Annotated in this window: 12 protein-coding genes and 1 pseudogene; 2 read left to right on the forward strand and 11 right to left on the reverse strand. The window is 48.4% G+C overall.

Features of this window, described 5'->3' with window-relative positions; genetic code table 11:
• Positions 1-113: 113 nt before the first annotated feature.
• From ACZ41M_RS04780 to ACZ41M_RS04810, 7 genes are all read right to left on the reverse strand, one after another.
• Positions 114-7,760 carry an Ig-like domain-containing protein gene (locus tag ACZ41M_RS04780; protein ID WP_464730061.1) on the reverse strand — a complete coding sequence of 2,549 codons (7,647 nt, stop codon included), beginning with the start codon at positions 7,758-7,760 and terminating at the stop codon, positions 114-116.
• Positions 7,761-7,841: 81 nt separating this feature from the next.
• Positions 7,842-8,675, reverse strand: coding sequence for an OmpA family protein (locus tag ACZ41M_RS04785; RefSeq protein ID WP_464730060.1), 834 nt, complete (start codon positions 8,673-8,675; stop codon positions 7,842-7,844).
• A gap of 177 nt (positions 8,676-8,852) precedes the next feature.
• Positions 8,853-9,596, reverse strand: coding sequence for an IS21-like element helper ATPase IstB (gene istB, locus ACZ41M_RS04790; RefSeq protein ID WP_464730059.1), 744 nt, complete (start codon positions 9,594-9,596; stop codon positions 8,853-8,855).
• Positions 9,593-10,642, reverse strand: a complete 1,050-nt coding sequence (locus ACZ41M_RS04795) for a Mu transposase domain-containing protein (protein WP_464730058.1) — start codon at positions 10,640-10,642, stop codon at positions 9,593-9,595. The genes istB and ACZ41M_RS04795 overlap by 4 nt, the downstream gene beginning before the upstream one ends.
• A gap of 22 nt (positions 10,643-10,664) precedes the next feature.
• On the reverse strand, positions 10,665-11,741 hold the full coding sequence (locus ACZ41M_RS04800; protein WP_464729930.1) for an IS481 family transposase: 1,077 nt from the start codon (positions 11,739-11,741) through the stop codon (positions 10,665-10,667).
• A 53-nt stretch (positions 11,742-11,794) separates the two neighbouring features.
• On the reverse strand, positions 11,795-12,331 hold the full coding sequence (locus tag ACZ41M_RS04805) for a hypothetical protein (protein ID WP_464730057.1): 537 nt from the start codon (positions 12,329-12,331) through the stop codon (positions 11,795-11,797).
• Between the two features lie 166 nt (positions 12,332-12,497).
• Positions 12,498-12,794 carry a hypothetical protein gene (locus ACZ41M_RS04810; RefSeq protein ID WP_464730056.1) on the reverse strand — a complete coding sequence of 99 codons (297 nt, stop codon included), beginning with the start codon at positions 12,792-12,794 and terminating at the stop codon, positions 12,498-12,500.
• 150 nt (positions 12,795-12,944) lie between these two features.
• Between ACZ41M_RS04810 and ACZ41M_RS04815 the strand changes: the two genes are divergently transcribed.
• On the forward strand, positions 12,945-13,604 hold the full coding sequence (locus ACZ41M_RS04815) for a hypothetical protein (protein WP_464730055.1): 660 nt from the start codon (positions 12,945-12,947) through the stop codon (positions 13,602-13,604).
• A gap of 41 nt (positions 13,605-13,645) precedes the next feature.
• Here ACZ41M_RS04815 and ACZ41M_RS04820 read toward each other — a convergent pair.
• Positions 13,646-14,757: pseudogene (locus tag ACZ41M_RS04820) on the reverse strand (IS3 family transposase).
• Between the two features lie 353 nt (positions 14,758-15,110).
• On the opposite strand from ACZ41M_RS04820, the gene ACZ41M_RS04825 reads away from it, so the two are divergent.
• Positions 15,111-15,428 carry a hypothetical protein gene (locus ACZ41M_RS04825; RefSeq protein ID WP_464730054.1) on the forward strand — a complete coding sequence of 106 codons (318 nt, stop codon included), beginning with the start codon at positions 15,111-15,113 and terminating at the stop codon, positions 15,426-15,428.
• A 116-nt stretch (positions 15,429-15,544) separates the two neighbouring features.
• Here the strand turns inward: ACZ41M_RS04825 and ACZ41M_RS04830 are convergent, their stop codons facing one another.
• The 3 genes from ACZ41M_RS04830 to ACZ41M_RS04840 all read right to left on the reverse strand — a co-directional run bounded on the left by ACZ41M_RS04830 (position 15,545) and on the right by ACZ41M_RS04840 (position 19,046).
• On the reverse strand, positions 15,545-16,054 hold the full coding sequence (locus ACZ41M_RS04830) for a phage virion morphogenesis protein (RefSeq protein ID WP_464730053.1): 510 nt from the start codon (positions 16,052-16,054) through the stop codon (positions 15,545-15,547).
• Positions 16,055-16,188: 134 nt separating this feature from the next.
• Positions 16,189-17,547 (reverse strand): phage minor head protein, encoded by a 1,359-nt coding sequence (locus ACZ41M_RS04835; RefSeq protein ID WP_464730052.1) that lies wholly within the window; start codon positions 17,545-17,547, stop codon positions 16,189-16,191.
• Complete coding sequence (locus ACZ41M_RS04840) at positions 17,544-19,046, reverse strand: DUF935 domain-containing protein (protein ID WP_464730051.1); 1,503 nt, start codon at positions 19,044-19,046, stop codon at positions 17,544-17,546. Before ACZ41M_RS04840 ends, ACZ41M_RS04835 begins: the two co-directional genes overlap by 4 nt.
• Position 19,047: the final 1 nt, after the last annotated feature.

Genomic DNA, 19,047 nt, shown 5'->3' on the forward strand with positions numbered 1-19,047 from the left:
CTATTAAAAATTGTCAAATCACCATCATCAATTGACGATATCAAAGCCACTTACACCGCATTGAATCAAAAAACAAAAAGGTGCAGGGCAATAAGCCCCACACCTTTTTAATACTACAAAATAATAAAGTCAGTAGCGAGCAATGTCGGATGACCGCTCAAAGTCGCAAACTGAACGGCTGCGCCAGCTCCGTTGCCATCGGCATCATAGTACAACGCACCTGTGGATGTATTGTACAAAACTGTTGCCGCTGCTGATGTTGCCGCAGGATTACTGCTTGAAACAAAATTGGTCAGATCTGAACCTGCCGTGAGACCAGCAAAAACACTGTCATCCAAAACCAATTTATCCGTACCTGAAACAAAATCAGTAATGGTATCAACGTTGGTTAACGAGTTCAGCGCCGAAGCAAACACGAATTTATCTGCGCCTGCTCCACCCGTCAAGGTATCATTGCCCGTTCCACCATACAACACATCGTTGCCTGCACCACCGTTCAAAATGTCGGCCTGATTATCAGTACCAATCAATGTTTCATTCGCAGCAGTACCAGTGATTGTGGTTCCAGAGGCAGTAGTCACTTGAACAAATGCATTATCGGTCAAACCACCTTCGCTCAAAACATAGTTAAACTCAGCATACTTGGTCGAGCTATTTGGTGTAATACTCAGATCTGCCGTATATGAGCTATTATCATTAAACCCTTTAACCTCGATATAGTATTCTCCGGCGGTTGTTGCCGTATAAGTACCATTCGTGGCAATGGTAATACTGGCCACAGACGTTGTACCATTCGAGCTATAAATGGTACCTGTAACACCTGTAGCGCCGTTCAAGTCAACTGACAATGTATCACCCACATTTAAATACACTTTCATCCAATCACTGTCACGATAGGTAGAACTGTAATTATCTGCGAGTCCACTGAACTGCAAAGTAGCCACACCCGTTGAACTAATACCAAACAGACGACGGTCAGTAAAGTTCTCTGCTTTAGCCGCTGTGCCATTAATATTAAACGTCTCAGGTTGAGTAGTATTATAGCCCGCATCTATCGCGTTCTCTACGATGGTTGGCGTTGCGCGGGTCGGCGATCCCGATAAACCAACAGTGATCGCACTAGTTCCGCTGACCGATCCCCCAACAATCGCAGTTGTCGAGCTAATAGAAGCCGATGTCCCACTCAGCACATCATTAGCCAATAGCACTGCTGCCGGAATCACCACCGCGCCGTCAACATCATTGGTCAACACCTTATCGCTATTTGCTTTCAAACGATAAACATCCAACGTTTGATTGCCAGCGACTGTATCGCCATCTTTATCAATCACTGAGAAGCTTACCTGTTCTTGATAGTCGGCTGATGCACTGGTTGGCTTATAGGTGTAATCACCGGTATCAAAATCAACCGACAATACGCCACCCTTCAAAGTCGTAACGGTCAGCACCCCCGTTGCTGAATCATAAGAGGTCTTACGATCCGTCCCTGTCACTGTCAAGGTGCGGGTCGAGGCATTAAACTTATATGTCGTTCCATCAATGGTGACGTCCGTAATATAACCGCCATCTGCACCGAAGCCATAAGCCGTACTGGTTGCGTCTGAAGCCTTCAACAAATTAAATGTTTGAGAAGTTGTGGTGACTGTATTTTGTAGCATGGAATTCAACTGACTTAAATCAGTCACAACAACACCTGAAGTATCCGCGCCTGCTTTACCGTTATAAGCAATTGGATCAAGATTTCCCTGAGATGCAGCGCCCGTAAGGGTTCCCATACCAAAGGCAAATGAATTAATCTGATTAGCAGTCAAGAAGCTTTGCCACAAAGTCTCCTCTCCTGATTGAATACCCGAATCACTGCTTCCAGAGTTAATCGTACCAGTCAATGTAGACTCACTGCCCTGGCCTCTATTTGGCGCGCCATCTGTTAAGAAATAAGCCAAATTCTGCGCGCCTGTCAACTTGCCAGGGCTTGCAAACCCTTCCATTGCGCTTGCCAAAGCAGCATCATAGTTGGTCTCACCATTATTGTAGGTAAGCGTAGTAACAAAGGCGATCGCTTCAGAGGCGGTCATCCAATAGTTCTGATATCCGCCATCATCACCAAATGTTGTAAACTGTACACGCACCTCTCCAAGATTTTCGTAAGTGGTGATCAAGTTAACCACAGCTTCCCGTAACAACTGGAATTTAGATTTACCCGTTTTAGTATCAACCTGATTCATACTATAAGAAAGATCCAGAATAAAGGCCAGATTTGTATCACTTGACTTAAATGCAACGTTCTGAGTCCCTTGTGCAACAGCAGGCATGTCATCTTCAATACTCACTGTCAAGTCAGCTACTGCCGCTGCTGTGGTTGGATTATTGTCATCAGCTTTTACTTTCAGAACAATGCTGGCCACATCCTCTGCTGTTTCAGGTGTTGAGCCTGCAATCGGATGCGAAATGGCTTTATTCAAAGTGACTGTATAAGCCCCAGTATTATTAATAGTCGCCGTTAATACAGTGGCTCCTGTATTGTCTTGCGCCACAAGCGTATTCGTACCAGCGCCTGACCAAGTAACCGCTGTTCCACCAATCGTAGTCGGCTGACCGGTCGTGTCAAACACAACAGATGTTGCATTTGTTACGGCCATCGTTCCCGACGCTGTTGCCGAGTCTGTCGTATCCGTTGTGCCAATAGTGTCAGCAATACCATTGCTTAAACCTTCTTCAGACACACTAACCGCAGAGGCCGCGATTGTTGGCAATAAATCAGGCAAGTTTAAAATCAATGGATTAAAGCCTGTTGATGTACTGCCACCACTGTCATTGTCAGAATAATAGAATTGCCCACCATCAGAAATATCTGCAGTAATCGGACCGCCTGTGTAGGTATAAGTGTATTTAACCACCGCTTGATACGAAACACCGTTGATTGGAGTTGACAATTCAATGCCTGTAACCGTGATATAGCCATGAGTCAAATTAAACACTATCGGATTCGTGGCGCTCGCGTTGCGGATGTCAACACCCGTAACCAATGAATCTGGCTGAGCACCCGATTTTGACAAAATGATCGGATCATCCAAATTCACACCTGAACCAGAACTAATGGTATACGTACCTGCTGCCGTAGCAGAGGCCGTACCCACCAATTCATTCACCACTGGGCGTACTGCTGTGGCGTAATATGGATCATTTTGGCCTTTGATTTGAATATTGACTTGTGAAGCTGACACATCACCATCTTTATCCGTGATCGTATAACCAACAGTGATGGTTTTCAAATCACCAGCGCCCAACTCTTGCACAGCCTTCTTCGTATTATCCAAAGTGAACGTCCAAGTGCCATCTGCTGCTGCGGTAAACGTACCATAATTACTCAAAGCATCGATATCTGCCTGCGTAAACACAACCGTTCCCGCACCATCTGCACCGTATACGGCACTGGTACTGGTTGAACTACCATTGCGATCAGACACCTGCCCCGTAAACACATTACCGCTGGCAACGCTAATGGCGTTAGCGCCACCTGGAATACCGTCTGCATCCAACAAATTCCATGTACTCAGATCGGTTTCAGATGGAATCACTGTCTTCGCTTCGGTTAAGTAAGCCGTAAAGCTCTGTGCCACAGGAACATCATCGACAATAGTCACATTCAGAGTTGCTGATCCTTGGGTCGTTAAACCACTATTCACAACAATCGGCACACTATCAATCAGCGTATTATTGCCATTGGCTGTCGCATGCGTTTGTGCCGCATTCAAGGTGTAGGTATAAGTTACCGTTGCAGATTTATCACCATCTGCACTGCTATAACCTGTAAGCGTAATCGTTCCCTCACCTGTATTGATGCTAATCGGACTACCTGCGCTCGCTGCTTTCAATTGCGCCAAGGTCATCGACGTACCACCGACAGACACATTGCTAACTCCATCCGTAGTTGAAATGGTGAAGGTCTCGCCGATCGCCTGCTCTGAAGTAGCTGCTGCATCAGTACCGCTTGGCAAACCAGCTTCGTAGACTACCGGATTGCCGTTACCATTCGGATCAACATTAATTTCAACAATTTTATCATTATCAATAATCGTACCGGTCGCGGTATGAGCCGTTGGACTGACACTGTATCCACTGCCAGCACCGACTTTGATGATGACTGTTTCGTCACCTTCATAAATGTTGTCCGGTGTCGGATCAATGATCACAGTGGCGCTGGTTTGACCAGCCGGAATGGTCACGCTGGTGACCGCGCCGGTGTAGTCGGTGCCGGAGGTGGCTGTGCCGCTGGTGGTCAAATTAACCACAATATCCACAGTCGTTGGCTTATCCATAGACACTGTATAAATCAAATTAACAGAGCCATCCTCTTCCACAGATGTAGGAGACACACTAATACTCACTACCGGAGGAATCAGATCAACGCTGTAGCCTTCGGTGTCGGTTGCGCTGCCCACGTTGCCGGCCGCGTCGGTGCTGACGACTTTGGCGTCAATCACTTTGTCGCTGTCGGCCACCAGGTCGGCGCCCGGTACGTTGATGCTGAACTTCAGGTTGGCATCGGCCACACCGGTGAAGGTCTTGCCATTGACGGTCAAGGTCACGGTGTCGCCCGGTTTGGCGTCACCGCCCACGCTGCCCGTCACCGGAATGTTTTGTCCGGCTTCGGTGGCGTTGATGGTGTCGTCGGCCGTGATGTCGGCATCCAGTGTAATGGTCGGTACTGGCAACGCCGTATCGACTTTGTAGCCTTCGGTGTCGGTTGCGCTGCCCACGTTGCCGGCCGCGTCGGTGCTGACCACTTTGGCGTCAATCACTTTGTCGCTGTCGGCCACCAGGTCGGCGCCCGGTACGTTGATGCTGAACTTCAGGTTGGCATCGGCCACACCGGTGAAGGTCTTGCCATTGACGGTCAAGGTCACGGTGTCGCCCGGTTTGGCGTCACCGCCCACGCTGCCCGTCACCGGAATGTTTTGTCCGGCTTCGGTGGCGTTGATGGTGTCGTCGGCCGTGATGTCGGCATCCAGTGTAATGGTCGGTACTGGCAACGCCGTATCGACTTTGTAGCCTTCGGTGTCGGTTGCGCTGCCCACGTTGCCGGCCGCGTCGGTGCTGACCACTTTGGCGTCAATCACTTTGTCGCTGTCGGCCACCAGGTCGACGCCCGGTACGTTGATGCTGAACTTCAGGTTGGCATCGGCCACACCGGTGAAGGTCTTGCCATTGACGGTCAAGGTCACGGTGTCGCCCGGTTTGGCGTCACCGCCCACGCTGCCCGTCACCGGAATGTTTTGTCCGGCTTCGGTGGCGTTGATGGTGTCGTCGGCCGTGATGTCGGCATCCAGTGTAATGGTCGGTACTGGCAACGCCGTATCGACTTTGTAGCCTTCGGTGTCGGTTGCGCTGCCCACGTTGCCGGCCGCGTCGGTGCTGACCACTTTGGCGTCAATCACTTTGTCGCTGTCGGCCACCAGGTCGGCGCCCGGTACGTTGATGCTGAACTTCAGGTTGGCATCGGCCACACCGGTGAAGGTCTTGCCATTGACGGTCAAGGTCACGGTGTCGCCCGGTTTGGCGTCACCGCCCACGCTGCCCGTCACCGGAATGTTTTGTCCGGCTTCGGTGGCGTTGATGGTGTCGTCGGCCGTGATGTCCGCATCCAAGGTGATGATCGGCTTCGGTGGGGTGCGGTCAACATTCGTTGTATCCATTCCTTTAGGAGATGTATTGCCCGAAGGGTCAGTTACAGTGGCTGTAACCGTTAGAACACCGCTATTCGGAATATCCTCCGCTGGAATATCTACATCAACATTTCCTTTTTTAATATCATCTGCTGTTAATACTTTAGTTACATCGGGTAGACCATCCCCATCAGTATCAACTTTTAAAACATCGCCAGCATTGGCATCTTTTGGTAACGTGATCGTCGCTGTCACACCTGCGGCAATCTCATCTGCGTTTAATAACTCATCACCACCATCATTGATTACTACCGTTGGCGCTGATGGCGGCGTGACGTCTTTTGGAATGTCGCTGTCTTCAGGGCCTGTGTTGCCTGAGGTATCGGTGGCATCGGCCACGACTGGTACGCCGTCTTTGACTTTGTCTTCCGGAATGGTCGATACACCAGTTGTTGGATTGGTGCTGACATTCGGGTCGTTGGAGGTCCATGTGCCGTCAGTGCCTTTGGTAATCACGGCTGTGTGCGGTGTACCAGATTCATCAACATAGTCGATGGTGACGGTTTTAACATCGGGTACTGTTGGCGGCGCAATGGTAACGCTGCCATCATCTTGTGCAACCACATCCGGAGCGGGCGGTGGCGTGACGTCTTTTGGAATATCGCTGTCTTCAGGGCCTGTGTTGCCTGAGGTATCGGTGGCATCGGCCACGACTGGTACACCGTCTTTGACTTTGTCTTCCGGAATGGTCGATACACCAGTTGTTGGATTGGTGCTGACATTCGGGTCGTTGGAGGTCCATGTGCCGTCAGTGCCTTTGGTAATCACGGCTGTGTGCGGTGTACCAGATTCATCAACATAGTCGATGGTGACGGTTTTAACATCGGGTACTGTTGGCGGCGCAATGGTAACGCTGCCATCATCTTGTGCAACCACATCCGGAGCAGGTGGCGGTGTAACGTCTTTTGGAATATCACTGTCTTCAGGGCCTGTGTTGCCTGAGGTATCGGTGGCATCAGCCACGACTGGTACACCGTCTTTGACTTTGTCTTCCGGAATGGTCGATACACCAGTTGTTGGATTGGTGCTGACATTCGGGTCGTTGGAGGTCCATGTGCCGTCAGTGCCTTTGGTAATCACGGCTGTGTGCGGTGTACCAGATTCATCAACATAGTCGATGGTGACGGTTTTAACATCGGGTACTGTTGGCGGCGCAATGGTAACGCTGCCATCATCTTGTGCAACCACATCCGGAGCAGGCGGTGGCGTAACGTCTTTTGGAATATCGCTGTCTTCAGGACCTGTGTTGCCTGAGGTATCGGTGGCATCGGCCACGACTGGTACGCCGTCTTTGACTTTGTCTTCCGGAATGGTCGATACGCCAGTTGTTGGATTGGTGCTGACATTCGGGTCGTTGGAGGTCCATGTGCCGTCAGTGCCTTTGGTAATCACGGCTGTGTGCGGTGTACCAGATTCATCAACATAGTCGATGGTGACGAGTTTAACATCAGGGTCTTTAGGCGGCGCAATGGTAACGCTGCCATCATCTTGTGCAACCACATCTGGCGCAGCTGGTGGTGTTGTATCTTTGCTTGGTACAGGATCACTCCCTCCGCCGCTGGCTGCTGCAGCAGCAGCACCAACCCCAGCCAAAACGAATGGCCACCAAGCCACTTGCTCATGCAATTCACCCAAACTTTGATAGGTGCTCGCTCCATCAGCCATCTTCCATGACAGTAGATCGGTCGTGCCTTCTTGCGGTAGGTAGGTGTAGTATTGGCCGTCTTCGGATAGCCCGATAAGTTTGACTTTGCCTTCACCGTAGTAGTTTTCTATCACGATGTCTGCCGGCTGGTCTTGGTCTGTATCCTTGCCTTCGGCATTGAGTAGGATCAGGAGGTCTTTGCCTTTGCGTTTGAATAGTAATTGGTCCGGCGCGCGGTTTTTGATGATGTCGCGCAGCTCGTAGCTCACCCCTGCTTGGGCTTTGATGACGGTCGGTTGGCCTGCTTTGCCTGCGCCGACTTTGACTATTACAGTGCTTTCTTCCGCTGTCTTGGTGCTCTTGGTGATGAGTTGGATGTCGTTGATCATCTGGGGTTCCTCTTACTCTTTATTTGTGTCTGTGCCACCCCATGTGGGGTGGCCTGATATGCTGTACTTTGGCTTGGCTCTTTATTTGGAGCTGATGCCTTTGTTTTCTATTTGTTCAACTGTGCCCATGAGGTCTATGCTGACTCGTCTGTCCGGTTGGAGACATTGGATGAGTTTGCGTGCGTTGGTTTGGTTTTTGCATCCGTTGGTCACCGGTTCGCGGCTGCCTCGACCTGCCGTAACGCTTGGGATATCAAGCCCGTGTTGTTTCATGTAGAGGGCTACTGTCTTGGCTCGTTCTTGCGATAGGCGGTCGTTGTAGGCAACGGCTCCGAGTCGGTCGGTGTGACCAATGATGCGAATTTGTTCGACTTGGGCGCCCATGCTTTGGATGTCGCGGATGAGTTTGTCTACACGTGCTTGTCCTGATGGGATCATTTGCGTGGAGTCGAATTTGAATAGGGCATCGGCTGCAAGGTTGATGTTTTTAATCACTTTGAGTGGTGCGTTGCAAATCGGTTGGTGGCGGTTGATGATGTGACTTTGGCTCAGGCCTTTGCTGAGCTCTTTGACTTGGTCTTCGCTCAGTGCGCGTACCCCGAAGTCGGTGTCGTTGGTTTCGTATACTTGGAGGTATTGGGTGGTGCCCGCCGGTACGCTGAACAGTTGGTCTGCTCCGTGTAGGTTGGTCTCTGTCCGCGTATCAATGCGGATGGTTTGTTCGCCCGGACATACTAAGCTCTCTGAGTAGCGTTCCGACGGCAAGGAGCCTATCACTCGGTCATTGATGAACACCGTCGGAGTGTGTTGGCTCGACGCTTCTTTACGCAGAAATACGATTCGCCCTATGTCTTCCGATATCCGTTCCGGTAGCGCTACCTTCGTCTCGCTTAAATAACCTCCCGTCGTCTTCACACGCGTAAAATCTGATGTGCTGCAGCCGAACATTAATAAACTTGTAACTAAGACCAAACTTTGGATAGTCCGCTTTAGATGCAAAATCTCCTCCCACTTGACCACCCAATTGCATGGTTGTTGCACAGTGGTGGCATACGAACCTGACCAGCATTCGCATGCCACTTGCTCACTGAGTTAAGTATTCCGTTTAGCTCTGACCTTTCTCATTGACTCCCCTTTTAAATGAATCTGATTCGATTCATAGACCACTCGATCTAAAATCGCGTCCGCAATTGCAGGATCATCAAAGAAATGATACCAATCCGTTTCCGGGTGCTGGCTGGCAATAATGAGTGAGCCATTCATCGACTGGCGATCCAGTATTTCCAATAATATTGGAGCCATATTGTTTGGGATACCACCCAAGCCAAAATCATCAATCACCAACACACGCGCACTGCACAATTGCTTCTTCAGCTTTTGGTACGACTGATCCAATAAACTGGATGCTATTTCTTCAAACAGATTGGTTGCGGTGGTATAAATGGTACTCAGACCATTACGACATGCTTGTTTTGCGAACGCACAGGCCAACCAACTCTTGCCTGTTCCTGTTGCCCCCAGAATCAACAGATTCTTCCCCTTACTAATCCAAGCGCATGAAGACAAACTTTGAACTAAACCTGGATCCAGATTTCTTTGGGTAGCGTAGTCAACATCCTCTAAATTGGCTTGACTGTAACGCAAATTAGCGCGTTTGACCAAATTGGCAATACGTTTGTTCTGTCGCAAATCACGTTCCGCGGTTAGCAGCATCAATAATCGTTGCTCAAATCCCAGCTTTTGGCACTGCATATCATCGGACTGTCGGATCAACTCACGCGCCATACCGGATAATCGAAGTTCAGCCAGAATTTGTTGTGTCATCAAATCTTTCATATCACCTCCGTTGCAGTTGAAGCATGGAGCTCACCGAAAGCTTGGCTGTAATGCTCCGCACCGCGTATATTTGGGTGCTTGCTTTGGGACAAGGCTGTCTTTGGCTTGACATCAAACCGATCACTTTTGAGGATGGAGAGCAGTGATTGCAGATTAGTGCTCTTCATGGCGATGAGTTCGGCACAAGCTTGCTCCAGGCGCTTTTGCCAATGATTTTGCATCACCAATCGACGAATTTGATTCAACTGCTTTAATCGTGAGTCGTAGTGGCGATTGGGTTCAAGGTTGACTTGGGCGATTTGGAGCATGTCGGCACCAATCGACTCGCTCCACTCTAGTAAATTGACTTCGCCATAACTGCTTGCAAACGCTTTGTGATGCGGTGGCATATGCTGCGTTGATGTGGACTTTCCTTCCACAGGGTTAAGTATATGAGTAGCAATCAATTGGCCTTGGTAATAAATCAATACTTGGTTATTGGTAAACCGTAGGTCCACTTTCTTATAAGTGTATGTGTAGGGAACGGAGTAATAACAACCCTCGTGAAACACATGATAGGATTGGTCCACCGTCCGCTGATACTCCCAGCGACTAAATGGGTAATGCCGTTCGGGTAATGGCTGTAAAGCAGGTCGGTCAATTTCGATGAGTCGTTGTGCTCGAGATGTTTTATACGTCCGCGTGATGTTCTGATTCAGTTGTTTAAGCCAATACTGGATTTGCTCATTGAGTTCATCCATATGAAAGAACACCCGATGTCGCAGCCGAGCCAATATATAGCGTTGGACGATTTGCACCGCGATTTCGCCAAGTGATTTGTCTTTGGGTTTTCGTGACCGAGCGGGTACTACGATGAAACCATAGTGCTCGCTCAGCTCGGCGAATGCTTGATTGAGCAAGGTCAAGGATCGTGTATTCTTGATCACGGCTGATTTTAAATTATCCGGCACCACAAACTTGGGCACACCACCGATGTCAGCGAACATTTCTATGTGCGCCTGGATGAAATCACCCACCTTTTGACTGGGAACAGCTGTAGTAGCCACGACTTGACCTGACAGACAGTTATTAGGCTGTCGCTAAAACTGACTCGGTTGTCTGAAATGTCCGATTCAGTTGTTTCTCGATAGCGATATGTTTGCTATCTAAAAAAGTTTGCATGGGTGTTTTACCAAAGCAATGCTTCCCTGAGTGGGTTCGTTGCTCGTTGTAATCCAGCACCCATGCGTCCAAGTCGACTTGTAACTCTTCCAAACTGTTGTATATTTTACGCCGAAATGCGGTGGCGTAGAATTCGTTTTGTATGGTTTTGTGGAAACGTTCACAAATGCCATTGGTTTGCGGATGCTTGACCTTGGTACGCGTGTGCTCAATGTCCTCTAAGTCCAAATATAACTGATACTCATGCGTTTCTCGGTTGCCACAGTATTCACTGCCTCGGTCTGTAAGGATGCGTAACAGCGGTATGTCGTGCGCCTCATAGAACGGTATCACACGGTCATTAAGCAAATCAGCCGAAGTAATGGCGTGTTTTTGTTGATACAGTTTGACAATCGCCAGCTTGCAGTAAGTGTCGATGTAGGTTTGTTGATAAATCCGCCCCACGCCTTTAATCGTGCCGACGTAATAGGTGTCTTGCGAACCCAAATAGCCTGGATGTTCGGTTTCGATTTCACCATGCGCTTGTTTCTCTTCGCGAGCACGTTCGAGTGCAAACAGTTGGTCTTCTGTGAGTATGATGCCGTCTTGTGCGATTTTGGCTGATAATGCTTTGAGTCGCTTCTGGAAGGTTTCTAAGTCATGGCGTAACCAAATGGAACGAACGCCACCACCTGAAACAAATACGCCAACTTTGCGTAATTCATTGCTCACTCGGTGCTGTCCATACGCGGGTTTGTCTATGGCGAAGTTGACCACCGCTTCTTCTATTGACGGGTCGATACGGTTCTTGAGTATCGGTTTACGGCGACTGATTTCTTGTAACGCCGCCTCACCTCCGCGCTCATACAAATCTCTAAACCGATAGTAACTGTCTCGACTAAATCCCATCGTCTTGCAGGCTTTTGAGACACTGCCCAAAGTTTGGGCTAAATTGAGCAAACCTAATTTATTTTTGATAATCTTGTGACTTGATTGAGTGTTCATTTCTGACTCCTTTATTTCCTATATGATAAACAAAACGTCAGATTAAGTCTTAACTAATACAGAACAGCGGTGGCGAAGATGTAACCGGAGGCACCCAAACATCCCACAAAGATCTGTGCTTCAAACTCTTCTCCTTGTTTGGAGCCTCGAATGGTAATGGTTTGACCACAGAAATCCACATACAGATGCTCGCCTGGATAGTGCGATTGGCGCATACTGACGCTGATGGTTTTGAGCCATTTTCGGTAGGTCCTGCTATATTGCGAGTATGAGACGGGTGATTCGGTGTATTTGCAATACTCTTCCCAAAGTAACCGTTGCGTCAGATCACGATGTGCTGACAGTTCATTGTGAATGGTCAAGCAGTCGATGGATGCGTGATTGGTTTTTGGGATTGGCTTATAGAATAGCTTGGATACGGTGGTTTCATCGAGGTTTTCAGCGTTGAGGTTGAGATCGTTTTTGATCTGCTCAACACTTTTGATCGTATTCGGTGATTTATTGACCAAGCGGCCAATTTCTCTGCGCGAGTGGATACCTTCTTCGAGTAGCCGGCAAATTTTAAGGATGGTTTTAGAATCTGTTTTCATTGTGTTTCCTTTGTTAATGCGAACGCAGTGGTACCAAGCCAACAAAATGCTTGACACCAGACTGATTTGGAAAGACAATGCAGACAAGTCTTGGGTGCGGAACTTACGACTTATCGCATTGTCAGAGAACTCCGAAGTTACCGCTTCGGAGTTTTTTGTTTTTGGATTATGGGTTTATTGACATGTGAGCATCGATCTCCTTTCTGTGTTTGGGTTGGGTGTTTTCTTTTTGTTGCAGTAGCCAGTCCACCACATCAACCGTTAAGGCGAACTGACCACGGCGACCTTCGATTTTAATGATGGGCAAGGACAGCTGTCCCCGCTGATGGGATTGGCGGAATGCGGTAATTGACGGATACCCCAAAACCGACCACAACTTAGTGCTGGGCAATAAAGGACCATATTCTTTAAACAGTGCATCAAACATCTGTTGTTTGATAGCTTCAGATTCGTTTTGTTTCATGGCGATGCGTCCAAATATTCAACTAATAGCATCGTAATCAACTATTCAAAAAATGGGTAGTGTTGTTTGATTTTGCGCAAAATCTTAAATTATCATTTAAAATCAACAAATTATATTTTTTAAGATATCGCAAAAACGCAGTTATCATAAATGATGCCGTCATATCTCCCACCAAAAATCAATTATTTTCGTACTAGACTATGGTATGCGGAGGTTTTGTATCGCTCTGAACAAGCCAATCCAAAACAATTAGAACGACTGTTTAAACCAGATAAAAAGCCATTGGATCAGAGCAATAGTTGGTATCAATATCGAAAAGGTGAACGTACGCCATCATTAAAAACTCTGCGAATGGTTGAACAGCGTTTTCCAGGAAGTTACATTATCTTCAATCATGTTCTATGGGATATATTGCGGCTGGCAAACCCTTATGATGAAACGGCTTTAACCGCCGTATTGATACGATTAAAACCGTGGTGTCGTGATATTTTAATTCGGCAAAAATCGCCACTTAAATTCAGCAAATTGATTGCTAGAGAGCTGGTCAAGCGAGATGATTTAGATGCTTTGGCCTTACTTCTTCTATTTTGGAACAACGCTCATCTCAGAGGCTCAGCTAAGAATACGCGTTTGGCTGCTCGCTTTGTTTATTACTTTTTATTGATGTCGGACTTTCGCTTTTTACACGATGAAGCCAATGGTACGCTGCTGTTTGATGCGCTGAGTGAGCTGGTATTGAACCACTCCATGCGTGATTCAGAGCGAGCTAAAAACACCCATGAAATATGGTACAAGGGTAATACCCCCTAAAAGGGCGGCATCTAAAAGTAGAATCAACACAAGTCCTGCGTTTAGTGCAGGACGCGTGAGTTTGTTAAAGCCATCATACGCGTTTGCGCTGGAGTGAATCCACCGAGCGACATATGAGGACGGTTGTTATTGTAACACCACAGCCACTGTGTCGCCTCGATTTGAGCGTGTTCGAGTGACTCAAATAATGTCTGATTGAGCAATTCATAGCGCATGGTTCGGTTAAAGCGTTCAATGTAGGCGTTCTGCTGTGGGTTTCCAGGTTGGATGTAGAGCAGTTTAATGTCGTGCTTTTGCGCCCATTGTTGGTAGTGGTGGCTGATGAATTCAGGGCCGTTGTCCGAGCGTATCGCTTGAGGTTTACCACGCCATTCAATGAGTTGGTCGAGATAGCGCGTCAGCGTGGTTGCGGGGATTGAGAAGTTGATTTCTGCCAACAACCCTTCTCGGTTGTGGTCGTCAATGACGTTGCATGAGCGGATGCTGCGCCCATCCTCGAGGTTGTCGTGGGTGAAGTCGATTGACCACGTCACATCCATTGCGTCGGGCACTTCGAGTGGTTGCGGTGTTTCTCGGTCAAGGCGTTTGTTGGGAATCAGGCGCAAGTTGAGCCCGAGTTTGCAGTAAATGCGGTAGATGCGTTTGTGGTTGTATTTCCAGCCCAAGACGTTGCGGATGTGCAGGTAGCATAATCGAAAGCCCCATGTGTTTTGTCCTTTGGTGGTGGTCAACTCGATCAGTTTAGCGGCTATCATGGCGTTGGCTTGCGCGCGCGTTGGGATGTGGCGAAAGCGTTTTTCTGAGATACTCATGAGTTCGCAGGACGCACGGATGCTGATGTTTTTATCGTTGTGCAGTTGTTGCGCCATCTCTTTACGAGATGACGCGCTTACTTTTTTGCAAGGCACTCCTTGAGGATGTCGGTGTGCAGCTGGGATTCGGCATAGAGTTTTTTCAGGCGCGTGTTCTCGGCTTCTAAGGCTTTGAGGCGGCTCATGAGGTTTGCGTCCATGCCTGCGTATTTGCTGCGCCATTTGTAGAAGGTGGCACTGCTGATGCCATGCTCACGACACAGTGCGGGTACGGGTACGCCTGACTCGGCTTGTTTTAGAATGCTGGCGATTTGGCTGTCGCTGAATTTGGATACTTTCATGTAAAACTCCTTTGGGTTAGTTTAAAGGGTTCTACTTTTAGGTGCTGGCTTTTTTAGGGGGTATTACCAAATCAGCCATATCGAAAAGATAGCAATGCGAAAGATATATTTTTATACCAAGACAAAAATAAAAATATACAGACAATTATTAGTTGTTACAACTATAACTCGGTACACACTGTTGCACCATGTGAGCATCGCTTTACATTGCTAGAGAAAAAAATTAATGCTGAAATATATGTAATTTATCGAAGAGATATGCTAATTAATTGGCGAGAAATAGAACTAATGGTTAAGCAAAAAATCCAAACAATTGAAGTATCTAAATAAGTTAAAATTTTTAAGGAAATATAATGGCAAGCGGTCTGACTCTTACTGATTTAAATTACTATCAAAATCAGGTTAAACAAGGTGGTGTAAATAAGGTGGTGGAGTTTTACAATGTTTTAGACAATTTGGGATATGACTACTCTGGTTGGGCTAAGGGTGTTGCATCCGAGAACACTATTGCAGGACAAGCCGCTGTAAGTTTTTTAAAAGGTACAGCACTTATGGGATTAGGTGGTGATCAATGTCGCAATCTATCGTCAACTACTCTAGATGTAATACGTGTTGATATGTTTCTTGCCTATACAGATACATTAAAAACTATAGCCAATGAGAACCTGTAAGATAAATGAGAGCGTCTCGTTAAGATAAATGGGATGAGTCTGGATTAAACGGGATTTGATGGGACGGCTGATTGTAATTGAATTGCACAGAATGAAACAAAAAAGAGGCGTGTATTTTACCGGTACACGTCTTTTTTTAACGCCGCAATTACGACATCGAGTAATCGTTCTTCGCCATCGCCTTGTAATTTGCCTTTGCCATTGATCGGCAAAAATGGACGCGCATCAATCTGACTGCCCGGGTGATTGACCGCTTTGCGAACGATGCCGCCGAATGCCAAACCTTTTTTATTTTTTGGCACAATTTTATGTGCAGAGGTTTTGCCCCCCATGTGATGAATCGCAGCATAAACCATATTAGAACCAATTTGGGCAAAGTTTTGGCTGTAATCACTGGTAATGCTGTCTTCCAGCTCGCCGGAACGATGAAGTTTTTTGCCTTTGCGTGAATAGCGCAGGTCTTTCCATTTATCGCCGCCCCAAGACTCGCTCTCGAAGTTTTCAGTTGTGAGGGACTCCAACTCCATCGCCAAGTCTTTCATCATCGGCTTGTTATTGGTTGCGTTGCGTAAAAGTTGCGCCAGACCGCGCTTTGCGTCTGAATCATCGAGCGTTAATTCAATCATCTTGCATTTTTCCTCGGCTCAATTTAATATAAAGGTAATCCTACTGATAGATCTGACACTTGGAAGTCAGGACAGTTGTTCATCAACGTGTTTTATCCGGTTCGAACCCGGCGGCTCAGTGGGATTTTTTACGTCTATTGTAAAGGAATAAAGACTTTACCAGTGATTGCCTCGGTGATTGTATTTAAACCCACTTCAAAAGCTGAAACAACTTGAGCACCGTTTTGTTCCATTCCGATGGATAGCTTCACAACTTTCCCGTTGCCCTTATCAAATACGTGTAAAACATGCTTGTTTTGAGCGTCCCACAGCTCGTAATCCGGCTTACCAAACTCCCGCACTATCCGTTCATACGCTGCCTCATCCAGCGCATCCCCAGCCGCCGCATGCCGACGTGCTTTTTTACCCGCAATCAAATGGTCTTGGTACGCGACAACGGGGCTGCCCATGCGCGATTCTGGCAGAACCTTGGCAAACTGACGCATGGCCTTATCCGACAATAGACCAACACCATAAGTACGGTTTTGCGAGTAGCCCATACCGGCCGTCGTGCGCATCCACGCAATAAAACCACGCACACGGGATTCGCTCGCCATATCCTTGGCCACCGCTTCCAAAGCCGCGTTATCACCCAGTGCAGACTTGGCTTTATCCAGCCAAAGCTGATCCATCAAATGACTGGCGGCGGGGCTGCTATTAAAACCCGCATCGGGTGCGGCAATAATGTTTTTGATTTTGGTCGGACTCACACCCGCTTGAGCCGCAAGTGTCACCGCCTGCGAGTCGGTCATAGGCCGCTTTGTACCGTAACGAGTCGCCTGATAAATCTCGGCCGTGCTTTGATTCAGGCCGATGTCCTGTGTAAACGACTGAATATCCGCGACCGAAATGCCCAGCATTTCCGCTTGTTTGGCTGTCAGGGCTTTAACCGTACATTTGCAGCCAAAACCATTCGGTGGGAAGCCATACGTCCAAAACACATCGGTAGCGGCATAAACCGCGCCGTGTAAAGCCAAGTGATTTAAACGAGGGTGTGCCGAATCATGGTGCAAGTATTGCCAATACGGATGGGTCTCAATTGCCTCGCACAATCGTTGGTATTTTGCGGCCATAACAGCCGAACGGCGATTAGTATGATAGATGGTGGTCAAGCGACGCGGACTGCCGAGCTGAACCAGCTGTGCATCGCCCGACGGGTTGATAACCGTCTTTTGACCCCACCAGCCCTTGGCCTGCATCACCGGCGCGATGGTTTGCTCAAAGCCACGAAAGCCTGTACCATCGGCCATCGCCTGCATGATCGCTTTGCGCGTGTCCGACAGCAAATCCAACTGCGTCATTTTCGCAATCGTAAAACTCCGAGCGTGTGCCTCGTCCAGCGTGTCTTGCCAATTCCAGCCGACGTACAGCCCCTTGCTGTCCAGATATTCGATGGCTTTTTCTGGAGCCAGTCCCAACAGTGCTTTGATGTCAATACTGTCGGCGATACTCATGCCAACTCGCTTTCAGTTTCCAGACGGCTCAACACCTGACCGATGAACAGCATCTTGGTCAACTCATTTTGTAATGAGTCACTATCCATCGCTGGGTACGCCTGAGCCAATACTGCCAACGCCTCTTCGTCATTGGCCACGTTTTGTAGTCGCGCAACCAGCCCGCGCAGCATGGCGTCGGTCTGCGCATTCAATGCCTCAGCCGATGGCATACCAGCCGCCAAATCGTCGGATAAATCACGATAAGGCACAGCCTCAGAGAAACTCGCCGCATCAGTTGAAATACGACGCTGTCGTCGCATTTGACCATCACCACTATCGGGAGGCGGCACATCCAATAAGTCCCCATCCTCCAAATTGTAGGTACGCATAAAGTACGCTTTGGTAAAGGTCACGCCGCACTCAGTCAAGGTTTTATCACGTTCGGCCAGAACCTTATCAACGGCTTCTTCTTCGTACAGTTCAAACTTCGGACGTACCACATCCTCGCCAAAATTCAGCGTACACACCCAGTCAATCAACTGGTTCACACAGCCTTCGACAATTCGGCAATGCAGGTCGCGGATGTCGTTACTGACCTCCAAGCCAGCCGAAGCACTCGCATGGTTTGTGTCCTTCTCGGTACTCATATCTTGGCCGAGCAGCGCAATCGCGATTTCACTGCGACAATAACGGATCAGCTTATCAAACGCCTCCACCGAACTTGCTTTACCGGAGGCTTCGATAATTTCCACACTGGAATCATTCGGGATCGTACCGACCGCATCACCAGCCAGAGCTTCTAAACTATCCAGCAATTTCTGTGTGTCAGACGGTTGATTGGAGCGCGGTTCTTTGCCAATGATCCACGGCGTGCCGTACTTCTCGGTGAACGTCACCCAGAATTTCAGGCCACCGCGTTTAAACACCGTCGGCCAGTAGACCATGCCGAGATCGCCCACGCCGTAGGGATTGGTATAACTGGCGTTCTGCGTCGGGCATAAAAATTTCATGTCCGGCACAATCTGAGGCTGAGTGTTTTGACCGATAAAGCACAGCTCATTTTCGGCGCTAAAAGCAAACCACTCCTGCGGTTTAGCAACCAAACTAACCGGCAACCAATCACCATCCTTGCGCCACATCACCTCAATCGGCTGGTAACCGAACTGCGTCGCCTCACTCGCGTCATTGATGAGCTGATAGATATCGATATTGGCCAGCATGGTTTCAATCAACTGAACCACGTGAGCGTCCGCCTCATCCGTATCCAAGCGCCACTCCATACTGGCAACGGCCGCTTTGCGACGGCGGATATGCCCACCGACTATCGAATCGGCCAATAACTCTCGATACACCTCAATATCGCGCCCCAGTTTTTTCAAAATCGGGTCAGGATTGGGTAGCCAACCATTAAAACCGCGCCCAGCAAAACCACGCGAAGCCACCGCCAAGTGTGTGGTCAAATCGGCTTGTTTGAAATTGAGTACACCGCGCCCGTTTTTTACTTTGAAACCTGCCATA

It is taken from the genome of Puribacter membranae (genome assembly GCF_055380425.1).